Annotated in this window: 12 protein-coding genes and 1 pseudogene; all 13 read left to right on the top strand. The window is 33.8% G+C overall.

The window, feature by feature from the left end; translation table 11 throughout:
- Positions 1-36 precede the first annotated feature (36 nt).
- The 13 genes and pseudogenes from AC5LWL_RS17215 (at position 37) to AC5LWL_RS17155 (ending at position 15,212) form a co-directional block, all read left to right on the top strand.
- Entirely contained in the window at positions 37-228 is a 192-nt protein-coding gene (locus AC5LWL_RS17215; RefSeq protein WP_493435456.1) for a hypothetical protein, read from the top strand.
- A 474-nt stretch (positions 229-702) separates the two neighbouring features.
- Complete coding sequence (locus tag AC5LWL_RS17210; protein WP_493435455.1) at positions 703-1,539, top strand: TIM barrel protein; 837 nt, start codon at positions 703-705, stop codon at positions 1,537-1,539.
- A gap of 70 nt (positions 1,540-1,609) precedes the next feature.
- Positions 1,610-2,470 carry a transporter substrate-binding domain-containing protein gene (locus AC5LWL_RS17205; RefSeq protein WP_493435454.1) on the top strand — a complete coding sequence of 287 codons (861 nt, stop codon included), beginning with the start codon at positions 1,610-1,612 and terminating at the stop codon, positions 2,468-2,470.
- 13 nt (positions 2,471-2,483) lie between these two features.
- Positions 2,484-3,227, top strand: coding sequence for an amino acid ABC transporter ATP-binding protein (locus AC5LWL_RS17200; RefSeq protein ID WP_493435453.1), 744 nt, complete (start codon positions 2,484-2,486; stop codon positions 3,225-3,227).
- A gap of 21 nt (positions 3,228-3,248) precedes the next feature.
- Positions 3,249-3,980, top strand: coding sequence for an amino acid ABC transporter permease (locus AC5LWL_RS17195; RefSeq protein WP_493435452.1), 732 nt, complete (start codon positions 3,249-3,251; stop codon positions 3,978-3,980).
- A complete protein-coding gene (locus AC5LWL_RS17190; RefSeq protein WP_493435451.1) occupies positions 3,928-4,581 on the top strand; it encodes an amino acid ABC transporter permease in 654 nt (217 codons plus the stop codon). The genes AC5LWL_RS17195 and AC5LWL_RS17190 overlap by 53 nt, the downstream gene beginning before the upstream one ends.
- 124 nt (positions 4,582-4,705) lie before the next feature.
- Positions 4,706-5,893: an MFS transporter gene (locus AC5LWL_RS17185; RefSeq protein WP_493435450.1), complete on the top strand. Its 1,188-nt coding sequence runs from the start codon at positions 4,706-4,708 to the stop codon at positions 5,891-5,893.
- A gap of 86 nt (positions 5,894-5,979) precedes the next feature.
- On the top strand, positions 5,980-7,401 hold the full coding sequence (gene aspA / locus AC5LWL_RS17180) for an aspartate ammonia-lyase (RefSeq protein WP_493435449.1): 1,422 nt from the start codon (positions 5,980-5,982) through the stop codon (positions 7,399-7,401).
- A gap of 121 nt (positions 7,402-7,522) precedes the next feature.
- Positions 7,523-8,521, top strand: a complete 999-nt coding sequence (locus AC5LWL_RS17175) for an SIS domain-containing protein (RefSeq protein WP_493436642.1) — start codon at positions 7,523-7,525, stop codon at positions 8,519-8,521.
- A gap of 393 nt (positions 8,522-8,914) precedes the next feature.
- A pseudogene (locus tag AC5LWL_RS17170) lies at positions 8,915-9,016 on the top strand (VOC family protein); the annotation flags it as partial.
- Positions 9,017-9,693: 677 nt separating this feature from the next.
- Entirely contained in the window at positions 9,694-9,831 is a 138-nt protein-coding gene (locus AC5LWL_RS17165; RefSeq protein WP_493435448.1) for a hypothetical protein, read from the top strand.
- A gap of 264 nt (positions 9,832-10,095) precedes the next feature.
- Complete coding sequence (locus AC5LWL_RS17160; RefSeq protein WP_493435447.1) at positions 10,096-14,661, top strand: lamin tail domain-containing metallophosphoesterase family protein; 4,566 nt, start codon at positions 10,096-10,098, stop codon at positions 14,659-14,661.
- A 203-nt stretch (positions 14,662-14,864) separates the two neighbouring features.
- The gene (locus tag AC5LWL_RS17155; RefSeq protein WP_493435446.1) at positions 14,865-15,212 is read left to right on the top strand and encodes an HNH endonuclease; all 348 of its coding nucleotides are present in this window, start codon (positions 14,865-14,867) and stop codon (positions 15,210-15,212) included.
- The last annotated feature ends 8 nt before the right edge of the window (positions 15,213-15,220 follow it).

The following is a 15,220-nucleotide window of genomic DNA, read 5'->3' as shown; positions in this document are numbered from 1 at the left end:
GCAGGATAAAGATAAGATAGGAGCAGGCAATCAATTATGAAGAAGATTTCCATGTGGGTAATTATTGTCTATTTAAAGAATGATGTTACTATGTTTGAATTTACTACAGAAAACAAAGCAAGAAAAGCATTTGATGCTATTCAAGATGTTAAGATTCTTTCCGAAGTGGTCTATTATAATGATTCGGGTTTTACGTCTGATTCATATTTAGTAGGAGGGTTTAAATAAGGCGTTGAGATAAAATTGTTAAATTTGAGGTGGTGGGAAGAAGCACGTTAATGCGTGATAAAATATTGTGTTAGAAAATCTAACACAATATGTCAGAAAAATCAAAAAAGTTATTGACTAGGATTCGATATCGTAATATATTTATATATAACAAGTGATAACAAACTTAGAAAGTAATTGAAATTCTGATTTAAAAACAGAATTTTTTGTATTTAATAAAAGCTTTTAATAAGAGGAGTGGTAGTTTAATTAAAAGGATGGGATGTTAACTTCTTTTTGAGAAATTATAAAAAAGAAAAAAGTATCGGAAAACCAGAATAGAATTTTATGAAGTTTTATAAAAGCATATTACAGTTTTCTGTCTAGCATTTCTGTTTGAATAAATGAAAGTTTAAAGATACTTTGCAGGAAGGTGTACCATTATTTCAAAATATATTTATTGATTTTCACTTTATTAAAAGGTTGTGAGATTTGATGAAAATAGCAAATATGAACCTTCATTATCACAGATATTCATTGAAGTATTTTTTAGATTCAACAACGCGATTAGGGCTTAGGGCTATTGAGCTTTGGGGCGGTACTCCTCATTTATATGTAGATGATGTGAACTACCAGGAAATTTCTTCACTTTTAAAAGAGATTAAACAAAGAGAGCTAGAATTGATTTGTTTTACACCAGAGCAATGTGCATATCCAATAAATTTGTCCGCAGAAGATGAAACTTTTCGAAAAAGAAGTATTAACTACTTTAAACGATGTATACAAATAGCCAACTCATTAGAATGTTCTAATCTCCTAGTTACAGTTGGATATGGTTTATACAATGAACCGATTGAGGAAGCTTGGAGAAAAGGAAGAGAATCTTTGCAAATACTTGCAGGGGAAGCTGAAAAGGCAGGAATAACTTTGCTTTTAGAGCCATTGTCACGCTTTGGAAGCAACTTGGTTTATAATTTAAATACTTTGAAACAAATGTATCAAGAGGTAAATTCACCTAATTTAAAAGTGATGCTTGATACTATTCCTATGGTATTATCAGGTGATTCCATTGATGAATATGGGGCAGAATTTGGAGAAGATCTTAAACATATTCACCTGTTAGATGGAGATGGCCAAACAACAGCTCATCTTGCTTGGGGAGAAGGGAATTTTTCATTAGATTCTTTTATAGAAATCATTCAGAATATTCAGTATAATGATTATTTCACTTTGGAATTAATCGGACCAAAATACAATTGGGACCCGGAAGAAGCGACTAGGAAAAGTTTAATCCACATAAATAATTCTTTAAAAAGCAATTCAAAAGTTTAAATAATAGCAGTAAACATCCCTGTTATAAAAAGCAGGTAGTTATATAAAAAAAGAAAAGTGGGGGATTCATTTGAAAAAGAAAAAGATTTTAATAATGCTAGTTACTGTATTTATGCTGCTTTTAGGAGTTTTATCTGCATGTGGGAAAGAAGAAGCTAGTACAACGGAGAAAAAAGCAATAGCGACAGATTTGCCAGATTTGCCAAAGGAAATAAAAGATAGAGGAAAATTTGTAGTAGCTGTAAAAGTTGACTATCCACCATTAGGCTATCTAGATGAGGATGGTAAAAACGTCGGCTATGAAATAGATCTTGTAAAAAAAATGGCTGAATATGCTTTTGGTTCTGAAGATGCAGTTGAATATGTTCCAGTAAATGCTACAAACCGTATTCCATTTTTGCAATCAAAAAAAGTAGATTTTATTTCAGCGACATTAGGAATAACAGAAGAACGCAAGAAGGAAGTGGATTTTACTTCTAGCACATTTTACGCAGGGGCTGTAACAGTAGTTCCTAATAATAGCGATATTAAAAAGGTTTCAGATTTAGCTGGCAAAAAAGTAATTGTTATCAAAGGATCAACTGCATCTATCTACTTAGATGAAAATATTCCAACTGCTAAACAAATCAAAATAGAGAATAATTCAGACGCATTCCGTGCACTTAAGGATGGAAGGGCAGATGCTATACTTCATGATGCGGTTTTAATGTCAGAATTTATTAAAACAAATAAAGATTATGTGATGGTGGGAGATCAAGTAGCAGCTTCTCATATGGCGCAGGGTGTTCGAAAAGGCGATGATGAATTGTTAGCATTTTTAAATGCCTCTTTAGAAAAAATGAAAAAAGAAGATTACTATCAAACACTAGTAGAAAAATATATGCCAAGCATGGCAGACGCTACTTCTGATGGATTAATCCCAAGACCATAAAGGAGGAAATAAAATGATTGGAACTAAGCCTAAGTTATCTATTAAAAATCTACATAAGCACTTCGGGGAACTTTCAATTCTCCGAGGTGTGAGCTTCGATGTATATCCTCAGGAAGTAATCGTTATTATCGGGCCAAGTGGTTCAGGCAAAAGTACGCTGCTTCGATGTATAAATGGTCTTGAAAATATTAATGATGGTCAAGTTTTCCTTGATGAAAAGGATGAAATTGAATATACACCAGCAGCATTGCAAAAAGTTAGACAAAGAATTGGAATGGTGTTTCAAAGCTACAATTTATTTCCCCATATGACCGTAATGGAAAATTTATTATTAGCTCCTGTCAATGTTCAAAAGAAGTCAAAAAAAGATGTTATTCCTCAAGCAGAAGCATTATTAGAGCAAGTCGGGCTACTAGATAAAGCGAATAGCTATCCTTCGCAGTTATCAGGGGGACAGCAGCAGCGTGTAGCAATTGCAAGATCTTTAGTAATGAATCCAGAAGTACTACTGTTTGATGAAGTAACATCTGCTCTAGATCCAGAAAGAGTAAGAGACGTACTTGAAGTAATGAAAGACTTGGCCAAAAAGGGCACTACCATGATGATTGTAACACATGAAATGGGTTTTGCTAAAGAAGTGGGAGATCGCATTATTTTTATGGATCAAGGAGTAGTAGTAGAACAAGGCACTCCTAAGGAAATATTTGAGAATCCTAAAGAAGAGCGAACAAAACAATTTCTTCTAAATGCTATGTAAAAAAGAAAGGAGGTCTGCTAGATGGGCTTTGATATGTCCTATGTAATTAAAACATTTCCTATACTGCTCACAGGTCTTAAGTTAACTCTACTTTTAAGTGCTACTAGCATCATTTTATCCTTGATTATCGGGATAAGTGGTGCAGTAATTCGTACACTCAAACTACCTATTTTAACTCAAATTATTACCATATTTGTTGAGATTTTCCGCAATACACCACTGCTTGTACATGTTTTCTTTTTATATTTTGGACTTCCGGTTATTGGGATTAAACTTCCTGCTGTAGCTGTAGGGATTATTACTTTGACCTTATGGGGAGGAGCATATGCAGTCGAGAACTTTCGGGGAGGAACTAATGCAGTACAAAAAGGCTTGATAGAATCTGCACAGTCCCTTGGATTAAGCACTTTCCAAATCGTGCGACATATTATTGTCCCATTAGGATTTAGAATCAGTTTTCCGGCCTTTTCCAATACAGCTGTATCCCTTATAAAAAACTCAGCATATATGACGGGAATTGGTGTTGCAGAATTAACATTTATAGCAGTAGATAGAATGGCTTACGACTTTAAAACATATGAAATTTTAGTATCTATTGCTGTTATTTATTTGATTCTTATTTGGGGAACATCTTATTTGTTTAGCCGAATCGAAAAAAAATTAGATTTTAATAATAAAAAACCGGAAAGGGGGAGCAGCTTTGAAAAACTTCGAGTTTCTATTAGAAGGGTTAATGAAAACACTCCTTCTTAGTGTTTGTTGTATCATTATTGCACTTATATTAGGGGTAATAATAGGTGCTCTTCAATCAAGCAGGAAAAAGAATATTGTTTCTGTTCTAGCCAGAGGATATGCTGAATTATTCCGCGGTTTGCCTCTTGTTATTACTTTATTTATGGTATTCTTTATCCTTCCTGAGTTCGGTATACAAGTAAATAGTTTTATATCAGCAATGCTTGCTTTAAGTGTATGGAGCAGTGCCAATATTTCCATTGCTGTACGAGGGGCTATTCAATCAATTCCCCCTACACAAGTAGAAGCAAGTTTAGCATTAGGTTTAAGCAACTTTCAAACAATGCGATTTGTTATACTGCCGCAAGCTTTTAGGAGGGTGCTTCCTTCTATGATCAGTTTAATTTCAAATTTAATACAATCTACTTCTTTATCCGTGTTAATTGGAAATACTGATTTTCTAAAATCTGCTCAAATATTAATAGAAAGAGTGGAAATAATGGAAGGGGGAACTATTGCATTCCAAGTATATGCATTTGTAATTGTTGTATATTTCATTATTTGCTATCCATTATCAATATTAGCTAAAAAAATGGAAAAAAGAATGTCAGTAACACTTTAAACAAACTATCATGAATAAAGTTTAAATCTATATGTAAGCAGTCTTTTTAAGTAAGTAATGAATAATAGATTAGGATATGAATCTATCCTGCTTAAAAGTGTTCTCCTAACATCGGAGGGATTTTATGAAAGTAGTAATTCAAAAATACTACTTGCACATCTATAATTATTTTTTCTATATTGCCTATGCATGTTTTATGCCTTTTGTAGGCTACTGGTTTTCAGAAAGAGGGCTATCGGCATCACAAATTGGCTTGATTTTTTCTATAGGTCCGTTAGTAGGATTGATTATCCAGCCAGTGTTGGGAATGCTTATTGACTATTTTGGCATGACAAGGCTAATTCTGTTAGTAAGTACATTCCTAACTCCCTGGATAGCGCTATGCTATAAATTTATAGATTCCTATTTTCCGTTATATATTTTGGTGTCGGTTTTCTTAGCTGTTTTTTCCTCTACGATTATGCCAATTGTTGATGCCATGACTGTTCGCCATGCTAAATTGCACTCTTTAAGCTATGGAATAATCAGGGTGTTAGGCTCTATTAGTTTTGGCCTTGCAGTCACGCTTTTAGGCACTGTTTATAATCATATTGGAATTTCAAAAATGTTCATACTGTATATAGCAACAATGATGTTTGTTTGTTTTTTAACATTCTTTATTTACGATGAAGAAAAAGTAAAGAAAGGGAAGCGGAAGAAGCAAGGGCTATGGAAAGACATTATCTCACTGATTAAAGAACCAAACTTTTTGCTTTTTTTAATTCCTGTATTTATGACATCGATTGGCCCACAAATGAACAATGCATTTTTCTCTGTTTATATAGGTAGCTTTGGAGAAGAAATGGCTAGTAAATTAGGTGTTTTATATGCTGTTGCAACATTAACCGAAATTCCTTTCTTCATTTTTTCTGGATGGTTCCTTAGAAAATTTGGATATGTTTTTACTCTTTCATTTGTTTCTCTTGCAGGAGTTTTACGCTGGTTTATTTTATCTTTAGAGCCGCCCTTCGCAGTAATATTACTTAACCAATTATCTTCAGGAATAACTTATGCTTTATATATATCAGCTGGCATTAATTATGCTTATGATATAAGCCCAGAAGGCATGAAAACCACTGCCCATTCTTTGTTTATAGTAGTGTATGTGAATATTGCCGGCATTATTGCTAGTAATGTTGGTGGATGGTTAATTGAATTAGGAGGATATACTCTTTTGTTTCAATTGGCTTCTATTATGAGTTTTTTAGGAGTTATTGGATTTTTAGGACTTGGTAAATTTACTAGCTTATCTATTTTAAATAATAAACAATAAATGCAGTGTGAATAGGTAGAAAGAGTTCTTTATTTCAAAGACACCTCTTGGATGGAAATAAATAATTATTAAAAGGAGCAAACCCTATGTCCACTAAATCAGCCAGAATTGAATATGATTTTCTTGGAGAAATGAAGGTTCCAAAGGATGCCTACTATGGAATACAAACAATGAGAGCTGTTGATAATTTTCCTATTAGTGGCTATAGATTAGATAAAAGTTTAATTGTTTCTTTGGCAATGGTAAAAAAAGCGACGGCATTATCTAATATGAAAACGAATCGACTTCCTTCCTATATAGGAAATGCTGTTGTTCAAGCGGCCGATGAAATTATTAAAGGACGATGGCATGATCAGTTTATAGTTGATCCAATTCAAGGTGGTGCAGGAACATCCATCAATATGAATGCAAATGAAGTCATTGCAAATCGGGCGATTGAATTGCTTGGAGGACAAAAGGGAGATTATGCTATAGTCAGTCCTAATTCTCATGTTAATATGTCTCAATCTACTAATGATAGTTTTCCAACTGCTATACATTTGGCCACTTTAGTCCAAATTAATAAACTGTTGATTACCATGAATGAACTGATTAAGGCATTTCAATCGAAGGCTTTAGAGTTTAATAGTGTGTTAAAAGTAGGGAGAACACATCTTCAGGATGCTGTTCCGATTAGACTAGGACAGGAATTTGAGGCGTTTCGCTGTGTTTTGTCTAGAGATATAAAAAGAATTGAAAAAACAAAAGAAAATCTATTTGAAGTTAATATGGGAGCAACAGCGGTTGGAACAGGTTTAAACGCTGATCCGGAATATATTCAAAATGTAGTTATACAGTTGAGAGAAATTAGCGGCTTTCCATTGGCTGCTGCAAAGCACCTTGTTGATGCGACCCAAAATACGGATGCATATACGGAAGTTTCCGCTTCTTTAAAGATTTGTATGCTTAATATGTCAAAAATAGCAAATGACATAAGGCTAATGGCATCCGGTCCGAGAGCTGGATTTGGGGAGCTTATTCTTCCAGCTAGACAGCCAGGTTCTTCCATAATGCCAGGGAAAGTTAATCCTGTTATTTGTGAAGTGGTTAATCAAGTCGCTTTTCAAGTAATAGGAAATGATCATACTATTTGCCTTGCATCTGAAGCAGGTCAATTAGAATTAAATGTGATGGAACCTGTAATGGTGTTTAATTTGCTGCAGTCTTTGTCTATGATGAACCAAGCATTTACTGTGTTTCAAAAGCATTGTCTAGAGGGGGTAAGGGCTGATAAGGAAAGATGTGCTGCCTTTGTAGAACAAAGTGTGGGCATTATTACTGCTTTAAATCCCTATGTAGGTTATGAAAAGGCAGCAGCTATTGCACATGAGGCTATTGCTGCTGGCAAGTCAGTTCGTGATTTATGCTTGGATAAAAAGGTGTTAAGCGAAGAAGAGCTGGATATTATTTTGAATCCATTGCGTATGACAAAACCTGGAATTATAGAAAGAGAAACTAGCAAAGTTTAAAAATAAATTGTAAGAATATTTTTTAAAAATGATTGACTTCGTTTTCTTTAGATGTTATAACTTATAATATAATAACATATAATAACATATGAAAAAATAAGAGGAGGAATTTTAAATGTCTATTTCGAATATTACCGTTTCAGCTCAAGCGCAAGTGAAGGAAGTTTTAAATGCATATAAGGAAAGAAATATTGACCGAGTATTTTTAGTAGCATGCGGCGGATCCTCTGCTTTGATGTATCCAAGTAAATACTTTATTGATCGTGAGTCAGATAAGATTACAGCAGAAGTATTTAACTCCAATGAATTTATTTACCGCAATCCGAAAACATTAGGAGAAAATGCTTTAGTTATATTATGTTCACATAAGGGGAAAACACCAGAAACAACAGAGGCTGCTAAGTTTGCTAAAAGCAAAGGAGCATTGACTGTATCTCTTATGTATGTAGATCATGCTCCGCTCGGAGATGAATCAGATTTTATAGTAAATTACAGTTGGGCGCCAGCAGGACAGTTGGATCCTCATCCAGAAATCATGAACTATGCTATTCTTTATCAATTATCGATGGGGCTGCTATACGTAAAAGAAGATAATAAAAAATATGAAAAATTGTTGAATAGCTTAAATAATCTTGGCACTGTATTTGAAAAAGCGAAGATCCAATGTGCAGATAAAGCAAAAGCGTATGCTAATCTATATAAAGATGAAAAAGTTATTTATACAATGGCTAGTGGCTCCAACTATGGAATTGCATATTCTTTCGCTATCTGTATTTTAATGGAAATGCAATGGATTCATTCTCATGCCATCCATGCGGGAGAGTTCTTCCATGGACCGTTTGAAGTACTTGATAAAGATGTTCCATTTATCCTTTTAATGGGTCTAGATGAAACTCGTCCAATGGAAGAAAGAGCACTAACATTCTTACAAGAACATGGGGAAAAATTATTAATACTAGATGCTAAAGATTTAGATTTAACTGGTATAGATGAAGAAATGAAACAATATATTGCGCCACTTGTTTTAAACTTTGTCTTAAGAGAATATGCCGTGGCAATATCCAAGGTAAGAAACCATCCATTAGAAACAAGAAGATATATGTTTAAAGTTCCTTATTAAGAAATAACAACACCCAAAACCTCACTTCCAATTGGAAATGAGGTTTTTAATTACTATAAATAAAGACTTGTGTACCAGTATATTAATTTAGACTTATTAAGCAGACTTTTTTAAGATAAATGATTTCTGTTAATCCTTATAAAATTATAAAAGAATAGAAAGGATGCTAATTGGAAAAAAGATTCTAGTAAATAAACAGGGGCGGAAAAATAACAAATAAAAGAAGAAAAACAAGAAATCTAACTAGATATCAAAGAATAGTAATAAATGAAAGTGAAACAAATGATGTTTTACTTTCGTTTATGTATAGAGAGATGTATTGGGAAGGATTTTTTTGAAAAATAACGAATATATAATACCCAAAAAAGGAGAATAGGAGTGATGTTAAAATGAAAAAAAGTTACACCATTTTTGATGTTTCAAGGAAATGCAGAAGAAGCAATGAATACATATACTTCTATAATAGAAGATTCTAGTATTCTAAACATTGCTCGTCGCTCTTAGTCACAGTGACGACCCGAATATTCTCTAAATTTGTCGAAAATCGATAGATTGTAAGTAGATACAATAGCTGAACTGTAGTGCTTATTTTTTTTTATTGAACTTTGTTTATTCTAGTTCCCAAAAGGTTTTGATTCCATACTCTTGTTAGATCATAAATAAAATAAATATAGAAAAAATAATGAAGTAGTTTACCATTGAGATTTAAACTGAAGTGTTCCTTTTTAGGGCATAAGAACAAAAATATCAACGTCTATCCTTCAATAAAACAAGCCAAGATACTAAAAAAAGAAGCACAACAAGTCAAACCTGTTATACTTCTAGCCTGACAAAGTTCGAGATGGTTCGAGGCGTCACTGTGACCTAGTATTTATTGCAGGGATTATGAGTTTTGTAAGAAAGCCAAAAGATTCTTTTCATGCTAATAGTTCGTTTTAATGATGTTACTTTTAATAGCGCTATGTTGCATCGAAAATATTTTTAAATTAGGAAAGCGACTCTTCGTTTAGAAGGTCGCTTTTTTTTGGGAGGGGATGGGAAGAAACTATTGGTAACAGGAGATTTGAGCTTTTAGGCTGGAAGGATGATTCCTTGTGCAAAGAAAAAGTTCCCCAAAACAAACCATCTAGTAGTACGTAAAGGTCAAACAGAAGAAATTAGACAATATAATCATGTCCATACTACAACGTGCAAAGGAAGAAGGAAAAAAGCATTTAGATATTAAATCTGGTGATATCCATAAAGAATTAGCATTACAAAATAGGATGCCTAGTGTTTGCAATGCGATCTATTCATTTGCATCGATATGATATTATTCATCATACTCCTAGCGGCAAAAGTTCAACAAAGATTATTAGGTATTATTTTTAAATAAATTGCCTGTTCCTCAATATATTAAAGCGACACTGCGTTGATGCTTTATTGAGATGTAGGAGCAGAAGCTTTATTTAATCAGATAATAGCAACAAACCTTAACATAGATTAATAGTATTTTACAATTATAAGAGTTTTTATTAACAATTAACCTCTAAAATTATTGGTGGGTATCCACTAAGGATAATAAGGAGGAAGCAATGAGTAAGCAGAAAGTAAGAAAATTAACAAAGCTTATTTTATTTATTTTTATTTTCTCTATCATTCTGACAAATGTAAGTTTAGCTGTTCCACCGAAACGAATTTTTGCAGAGAGGGATAGTAATGATGCGGGTTCGTCTGCTTTATCAACAAAAGCTTCCTTACATACGACACAGAGCAACAAGGAACCTGCTGCAAATCAAGCAGATTCTGGAGTAGAAGAAGAGGCAGATAGAGAGAAAGAACAATCCATCAATCTTTTGGAAACGGAAAAAAATAATGAAAAAGAAGATTTTAATCGCCGCCCTCAGCTACTTATCACGGAATTATCGCCTAATTCAAGAGGCGGAGGTATAGATTATTATGAGTTTTTTGAGGTCTATAACAATACGAATCAACCTCAAACTTTATCAAACTATTCCTTTACATACCAATACATGGACACTGGAGTAGAAAAAAGATTTCAGCTGCCTGCCGTAACCATTGATCCGCATAAAGCAAAAGTCTTTTGGTTTAATAATGGGAATCGAACATTAGATGATTTTAATAAAAACTATGGAATTTCGTTGACAAGTGATCAAGTAATTGCATTTAAGGATGTATTCCCAGGGTTTATAAATGGGGGAAATCGCGCCATTATCATAAAGAATAGATCAGGAGCAGAAATTGTTTCTGCTAGCTATCTTGCTGCTGAAAGTGATAATACAGGTGCGGATATTCAATACAAATATCCAACATCTGGAACAAAAATGGAGAAACATCAAGTATTGGCAGCACCAACACCAGGAACGATTGATTCTGTTCAGATTCCAGCAAACCCCGTTGAACTTGATCCGATTCCGCCAGACACAAAAGCACCTGTTATTACGTTTACACCAGTAACGAATGCCAATGTTTTCACAACGGTAAAAATAAAAGCGGTCATTAAAGATAACGTGGCAGACCCATTTGTGACACTTTATTATAAAAAAGAAGGAGATAAAACATTCACTTCTCTAGCTATGGACGAATCTGCAAAAGGTTCAACGAAATATTCTGCTGAAATTCCAAGCATGAGTGCAGAATCAAAGATCGTTTACTATATTGAGGCAGCAGATGGTACAAATCATACTAAAACGAAGAAATATACGTTAAGTATTAAAAAACCTAAAGTGGATTATCGCAAAATTCCATCCTTTCTGATAACAGAAATAGCACCTGATTCTACTAATGTCGGCTCAGGTGATGGATATGAATTTGTAGAAATCTATAACAATACGGATAAAGATCTTAACTTTAGAGATTATAAGATTCACTACAGAAATGGAATAGATCCTAATACAGATATCTCTTGGCCTTCAAGTCCAGAAAATGTAGTGATTCCGTCTCGGAAAACGCTCGTATTTTGGATGATGAATGGACAAAATAGTGAAAAAAAAGTTGCGGATTTTAATGCGAATTACAAGACGAATTTAGTGGAAAACAAGGATATTGTCAAAATTTACAGAGACGGAATGGCAAATGGTGCAGCAAAAGGCCTGGCTGTTGCTACCAATTCCAACCAAGAAATTGCAGTTTCTTATTATAATGATGAATTCAATGTAGATGATACTCACGCAAATAAAGGGATCATTTACACCTATCCCGCCGACGGATCCACTAGATTAAAGAAAATAAGTGCAGGGGTGGAAAAGGCTACTCCAGGAAAAGTTAAACGAATTCAAGTACCCGCAGAAGTCGTTCACATAGAAGATGATAATGTAAAGCCAACGATTAAAGATGTGACTAGGATTAAATCAATCAATCAAAAAAAAGATCTTCACATTATCGCTGATGCATCAGATAATATTGGCATCAAATCGGTACGGTTATTTTACAAATCAAATACGGATAAAAAGTATAAACAAGCTATTTTAGCGGAAAATTTTGATGATTTGATGTATGACTATACAATTCACACACCTGAAATAATTGGAAAGAAATTTGTGGAATATTATTTTGTCGTTTCAGATGGAACAAATAAAGTAACAAGTAACAAGTTTAAAGTGCAGATTACAACGGATCTCAACAATGCAAGCCTTCGTTTAAATGTGAAAAATGGTGATATTTTAAGAGATGAAAAAATTTTAAAAGGAACATCAAAGACAGATTCACCAAATGATGTGAAATTATTGATTGATGGATCTGAAGTAACTGGAAATATATATAAATCTGTGGAAAACTCAGCTTATTTCGCTTTTGAAGCGAGTGGAGTGAATACATTTTTTCAAAATGGTGTGACCATTGGGAAAGATATAATCCGAATTTTTGATGACGGCGTGAACGATTGGGACACTATTACGGTCCCTATTGATGCTGATCGTCTTCAATTAGGAAAAAATAACATTTCGATACGTGCGGGAAATAAAGTATCACCATTCCAATTAGATGTATTAGAAGAAAATCGTGATAATTTTAAAATACGGAATGTTCGCTTAATGCTGCCGAATGGAACTATAATAAAGGATCCAACACACAAAGATGTTAAAAAAACGTATGATTTGGGAGAAAGTCGACCATTTGAAGATTTCACCTTTACGATTCCTGAAAAATATACAACCTCTAAATCATATAAATGGGATACTGAATCTGTTTCTGATGGAAAACATATTGTTCATGTTCAAGATAAAAATGAAAAAACAAGTATTTCTGTATTAGTTGATAACACAGCACCCGTATTAAAAACAAATATAAAGGAAGAAAAAGAGTACAAAGGGAAATTCACTATAAATATAGAGGCAACTGATGCTGTTGCTGGTATTAAAACAATGCAAGTCATGTTGGATGCAAAGGAAATAGAAGTTCCATTTAAAACGTCGTCATCCAAGCTCTCACCTGGAGAACATAAGTTGACAATTACAGCTTTTGATAAAGTAGGAAACAAAGCACAGAAAACCGTTCGTTTTTCTGTTGTAAATGAAAATCCGAGTAAGCCTGAGCTTATTTCATCTACTGCAAAAGTAAATGGGAATCCAAAGTTACAGGTAAAAGTAACGGATCCAACAAATGATGCATTACATGTGTCATTTTATAAAGGATTACAATATGATGCGTCTAAAACACAATATGTGAAAGCCTATAAAAATGCAGCGGATGTTGAACCGCCAAATACAATGGTTCCGAAAGGAGAACAATTTTTTACAACGGAAGATATATCGCTTGTCTCTAAAGAAGATCAACAATATTTAATAACAGATTCAAAAACAAAATTCCCTTATCATCGATTTGATGTAACGGTCGATTCTTCTGTTGATAAAACTGATGTTGTTGAATTAGTTTGGAAAGGGAAATCTTTAAAAGGCAGAAAAGTATCTATGTATGCATGGAATCATTTGACCAATAAATGGATGACAATTGATTTCAAAATTGCTGGGCAAGGAAGCTTTGAGTTGAAAGGAAACGCCGCAGTTCGTGAGTTCGTGAAAAACAATAAAATAAATGTATTAATCCAAGATGAAATTCCCATTTCACCTGATCAGTATGATTATACTTTTGTTTGGATGTCTGACACGCAATACTATGCTGACAGCTATCCATGGATTTATGAAAGAGAGACGAACTGGATTGCTGAAATGAAAGATGAAATGAAAATAAAATATGTATTCCATACAGGGGATATCGTCGATAAATCCAACCAGGAGTATCAATGGAAAGATGCAGATAAATTTATGAAAGTGCTGGAGGATAATCATATTCCTTACGGTGTACTAGCAGGAAACCATGATGTTGACCATAAAACAAGTGACTATACACAATTTAGCAAATGGTTTGGTGAAGACAGGTTCAAGGATATGTCTTACTATGGTGGTTCTTATAAGAATAATCGAGGACACTATGACTTAATTTCAGCAAATGGAAACGATTATATTATGTTATATATGGGCTGGGGCGTTCAGGATGAAGATATAAAATGGATGAGTGATATCTTAAAGCAATTCCCAGATCGTAAAGCGATATTAAACTTCCATGAGTATTTGCAAGTATCCGGAACTCGTAGTCCGCTAGGGGATAAAATTTATAATCAGGTTGTATTGCCAAATAAAAATGTCATCACTGTACTAAGCGGGCACTATCATGACTCGGAAACACTGATTGATCCAATTGACGATAATAGGGATGGAAATCCTGATCGCCAAGTCTATCAAATGCTTGGAGACTACCAAAGCGGTCCTGAAGGTGGTCAAGGATATATAAAGCTGCTTCATTTTAATCAAAAAAATAATAAAATAATGGTAAATACGTATTCACCTTATTTAGACGATTATAATTTCTATGATCCAAGCGATTTTCCTGAAAAAGACGAGAGAAACATACAGATGGATCTTCAGCCAAATGAAAAGCGTGTTGCTACCGACTATTTTGCTGTAAATATCTATACAGATAAAGAAATTGGGAAGGATAAAAATGTTCAAAGTGGCGGGACTGCTGAAATAGATTGGAAAGATTTAGCTGGAAATAATCAATATTATTGGTATGCGGTTGCTGAGGATGATTTCACAGGAAGAGCGGTTTCTGACATTTGGACATTTACAAAAGGGGGAAATTAAGTTGCCGCCTATCCAAGATTAGGACCAATCAGATCCTAGGTCCAAATACAATAAATAATCAGTAGTAGTTAATGAATTGATAAATAAAAATTCAGTATCTTCAGGCTGTTGACAAACGCTTGCTTTCTTCGTTATTCGATTTGAAAGACAAACGTTTTTGATCGGCCTGTGGCTATGGGATCTGACCCCTGAAAAGGACTCTTGTGTTTTCAGGGTGGAAAGGTTGCTGTTTTTATTGTGGGAAGGAAATAAAAAGGAAGAATGCTGCACATGTAGATCATTTTATTCCATGGAGTTTTGTGCAGGCCGATCAATTATGGAATTTAGTTATATCCTGTTCAGCTTGCAATTTATCTAAGAATGATAAGCTAGCAGAACAGAAATTTTTAACAAGATTAATTGATCGGAATGAACAGCTTCTAGTGGAAAAGAAAATCATTTTAAGAACGGATATGCAAGTATATAGCAAGAAAAAGCTTAATGAATTATATACGTATTCTATAGATAATGGGTATACAGATTTTTGGCGACCGAAGAATATCATTGTATGAATAAAAAG

The organism is Niallia sp. WK069_GA_01 (assembly GCF_983173855.1).
Note: the sequence above shows the minus strand (reverse complement) of the source record. Positions and strands in the feature narration are given on the sequence as shown.

Excerpts from the sequence above, each read along its gene's own strand:
- AC5LWL_RS17215 (WP_493435456.1), top strand. The coding sequence starts at position 37 with ATGAAGAAGATTTCCATGTGGGTAATTATTGTCTATTTAAAGAATGAT.
- AC5LWL_RS17210 (WP_493435455.1), top strand. The coding sequence starts at position 703 with ATGAAAATAGCAAATATGAACCTTCATTATCACAGATATTCATTGAAG.
- AC5LWL_RS17165 (WP_493435448.1), top strand. The coding sequence starts at position 9,694 with ATGTCCATACTACAACGTGCAAAGGAAGAAGGAAAAAAGCATTTAGAT.
- aspA (WP_493435449.1), top strand. The coding sequence starts at position 5,980 with ATGTCCACTAAATCAGCCAGAATTGAATATGATTTTCTTGGAGAAATG.
- AC5LWL_RS17185 (WP_493435450.1), top strand. The coding sequence starts at position 4,706 with ATGAAAGTAGTAATTCAAAAATACTACTTGCACATCTATAATTATTTT.
- AC5LWL_RS17200 (WP_493435453.1), top strand. The coding sequence starts at position 2,484 with ATGATTGGAACTAAGCCTAAGTTATCTATTAAAAATCTACATAAGCAC.
- AC5LWL_RS17160 (WP_493435447.1), top strand. The coding sequence starts at position 10,096 with ATGAGTAAGCAGAAAGTAAGAAAATTAACAAAGCTTATTTTATTTATT.
- AC5LWL_RS17195 (WP_493435452.1), top strand. The coding sequence starts at position 3,249 with ATGGGCTTTGATATGTCCTATGTAATTAAAACATTTCCTATACTGCTC.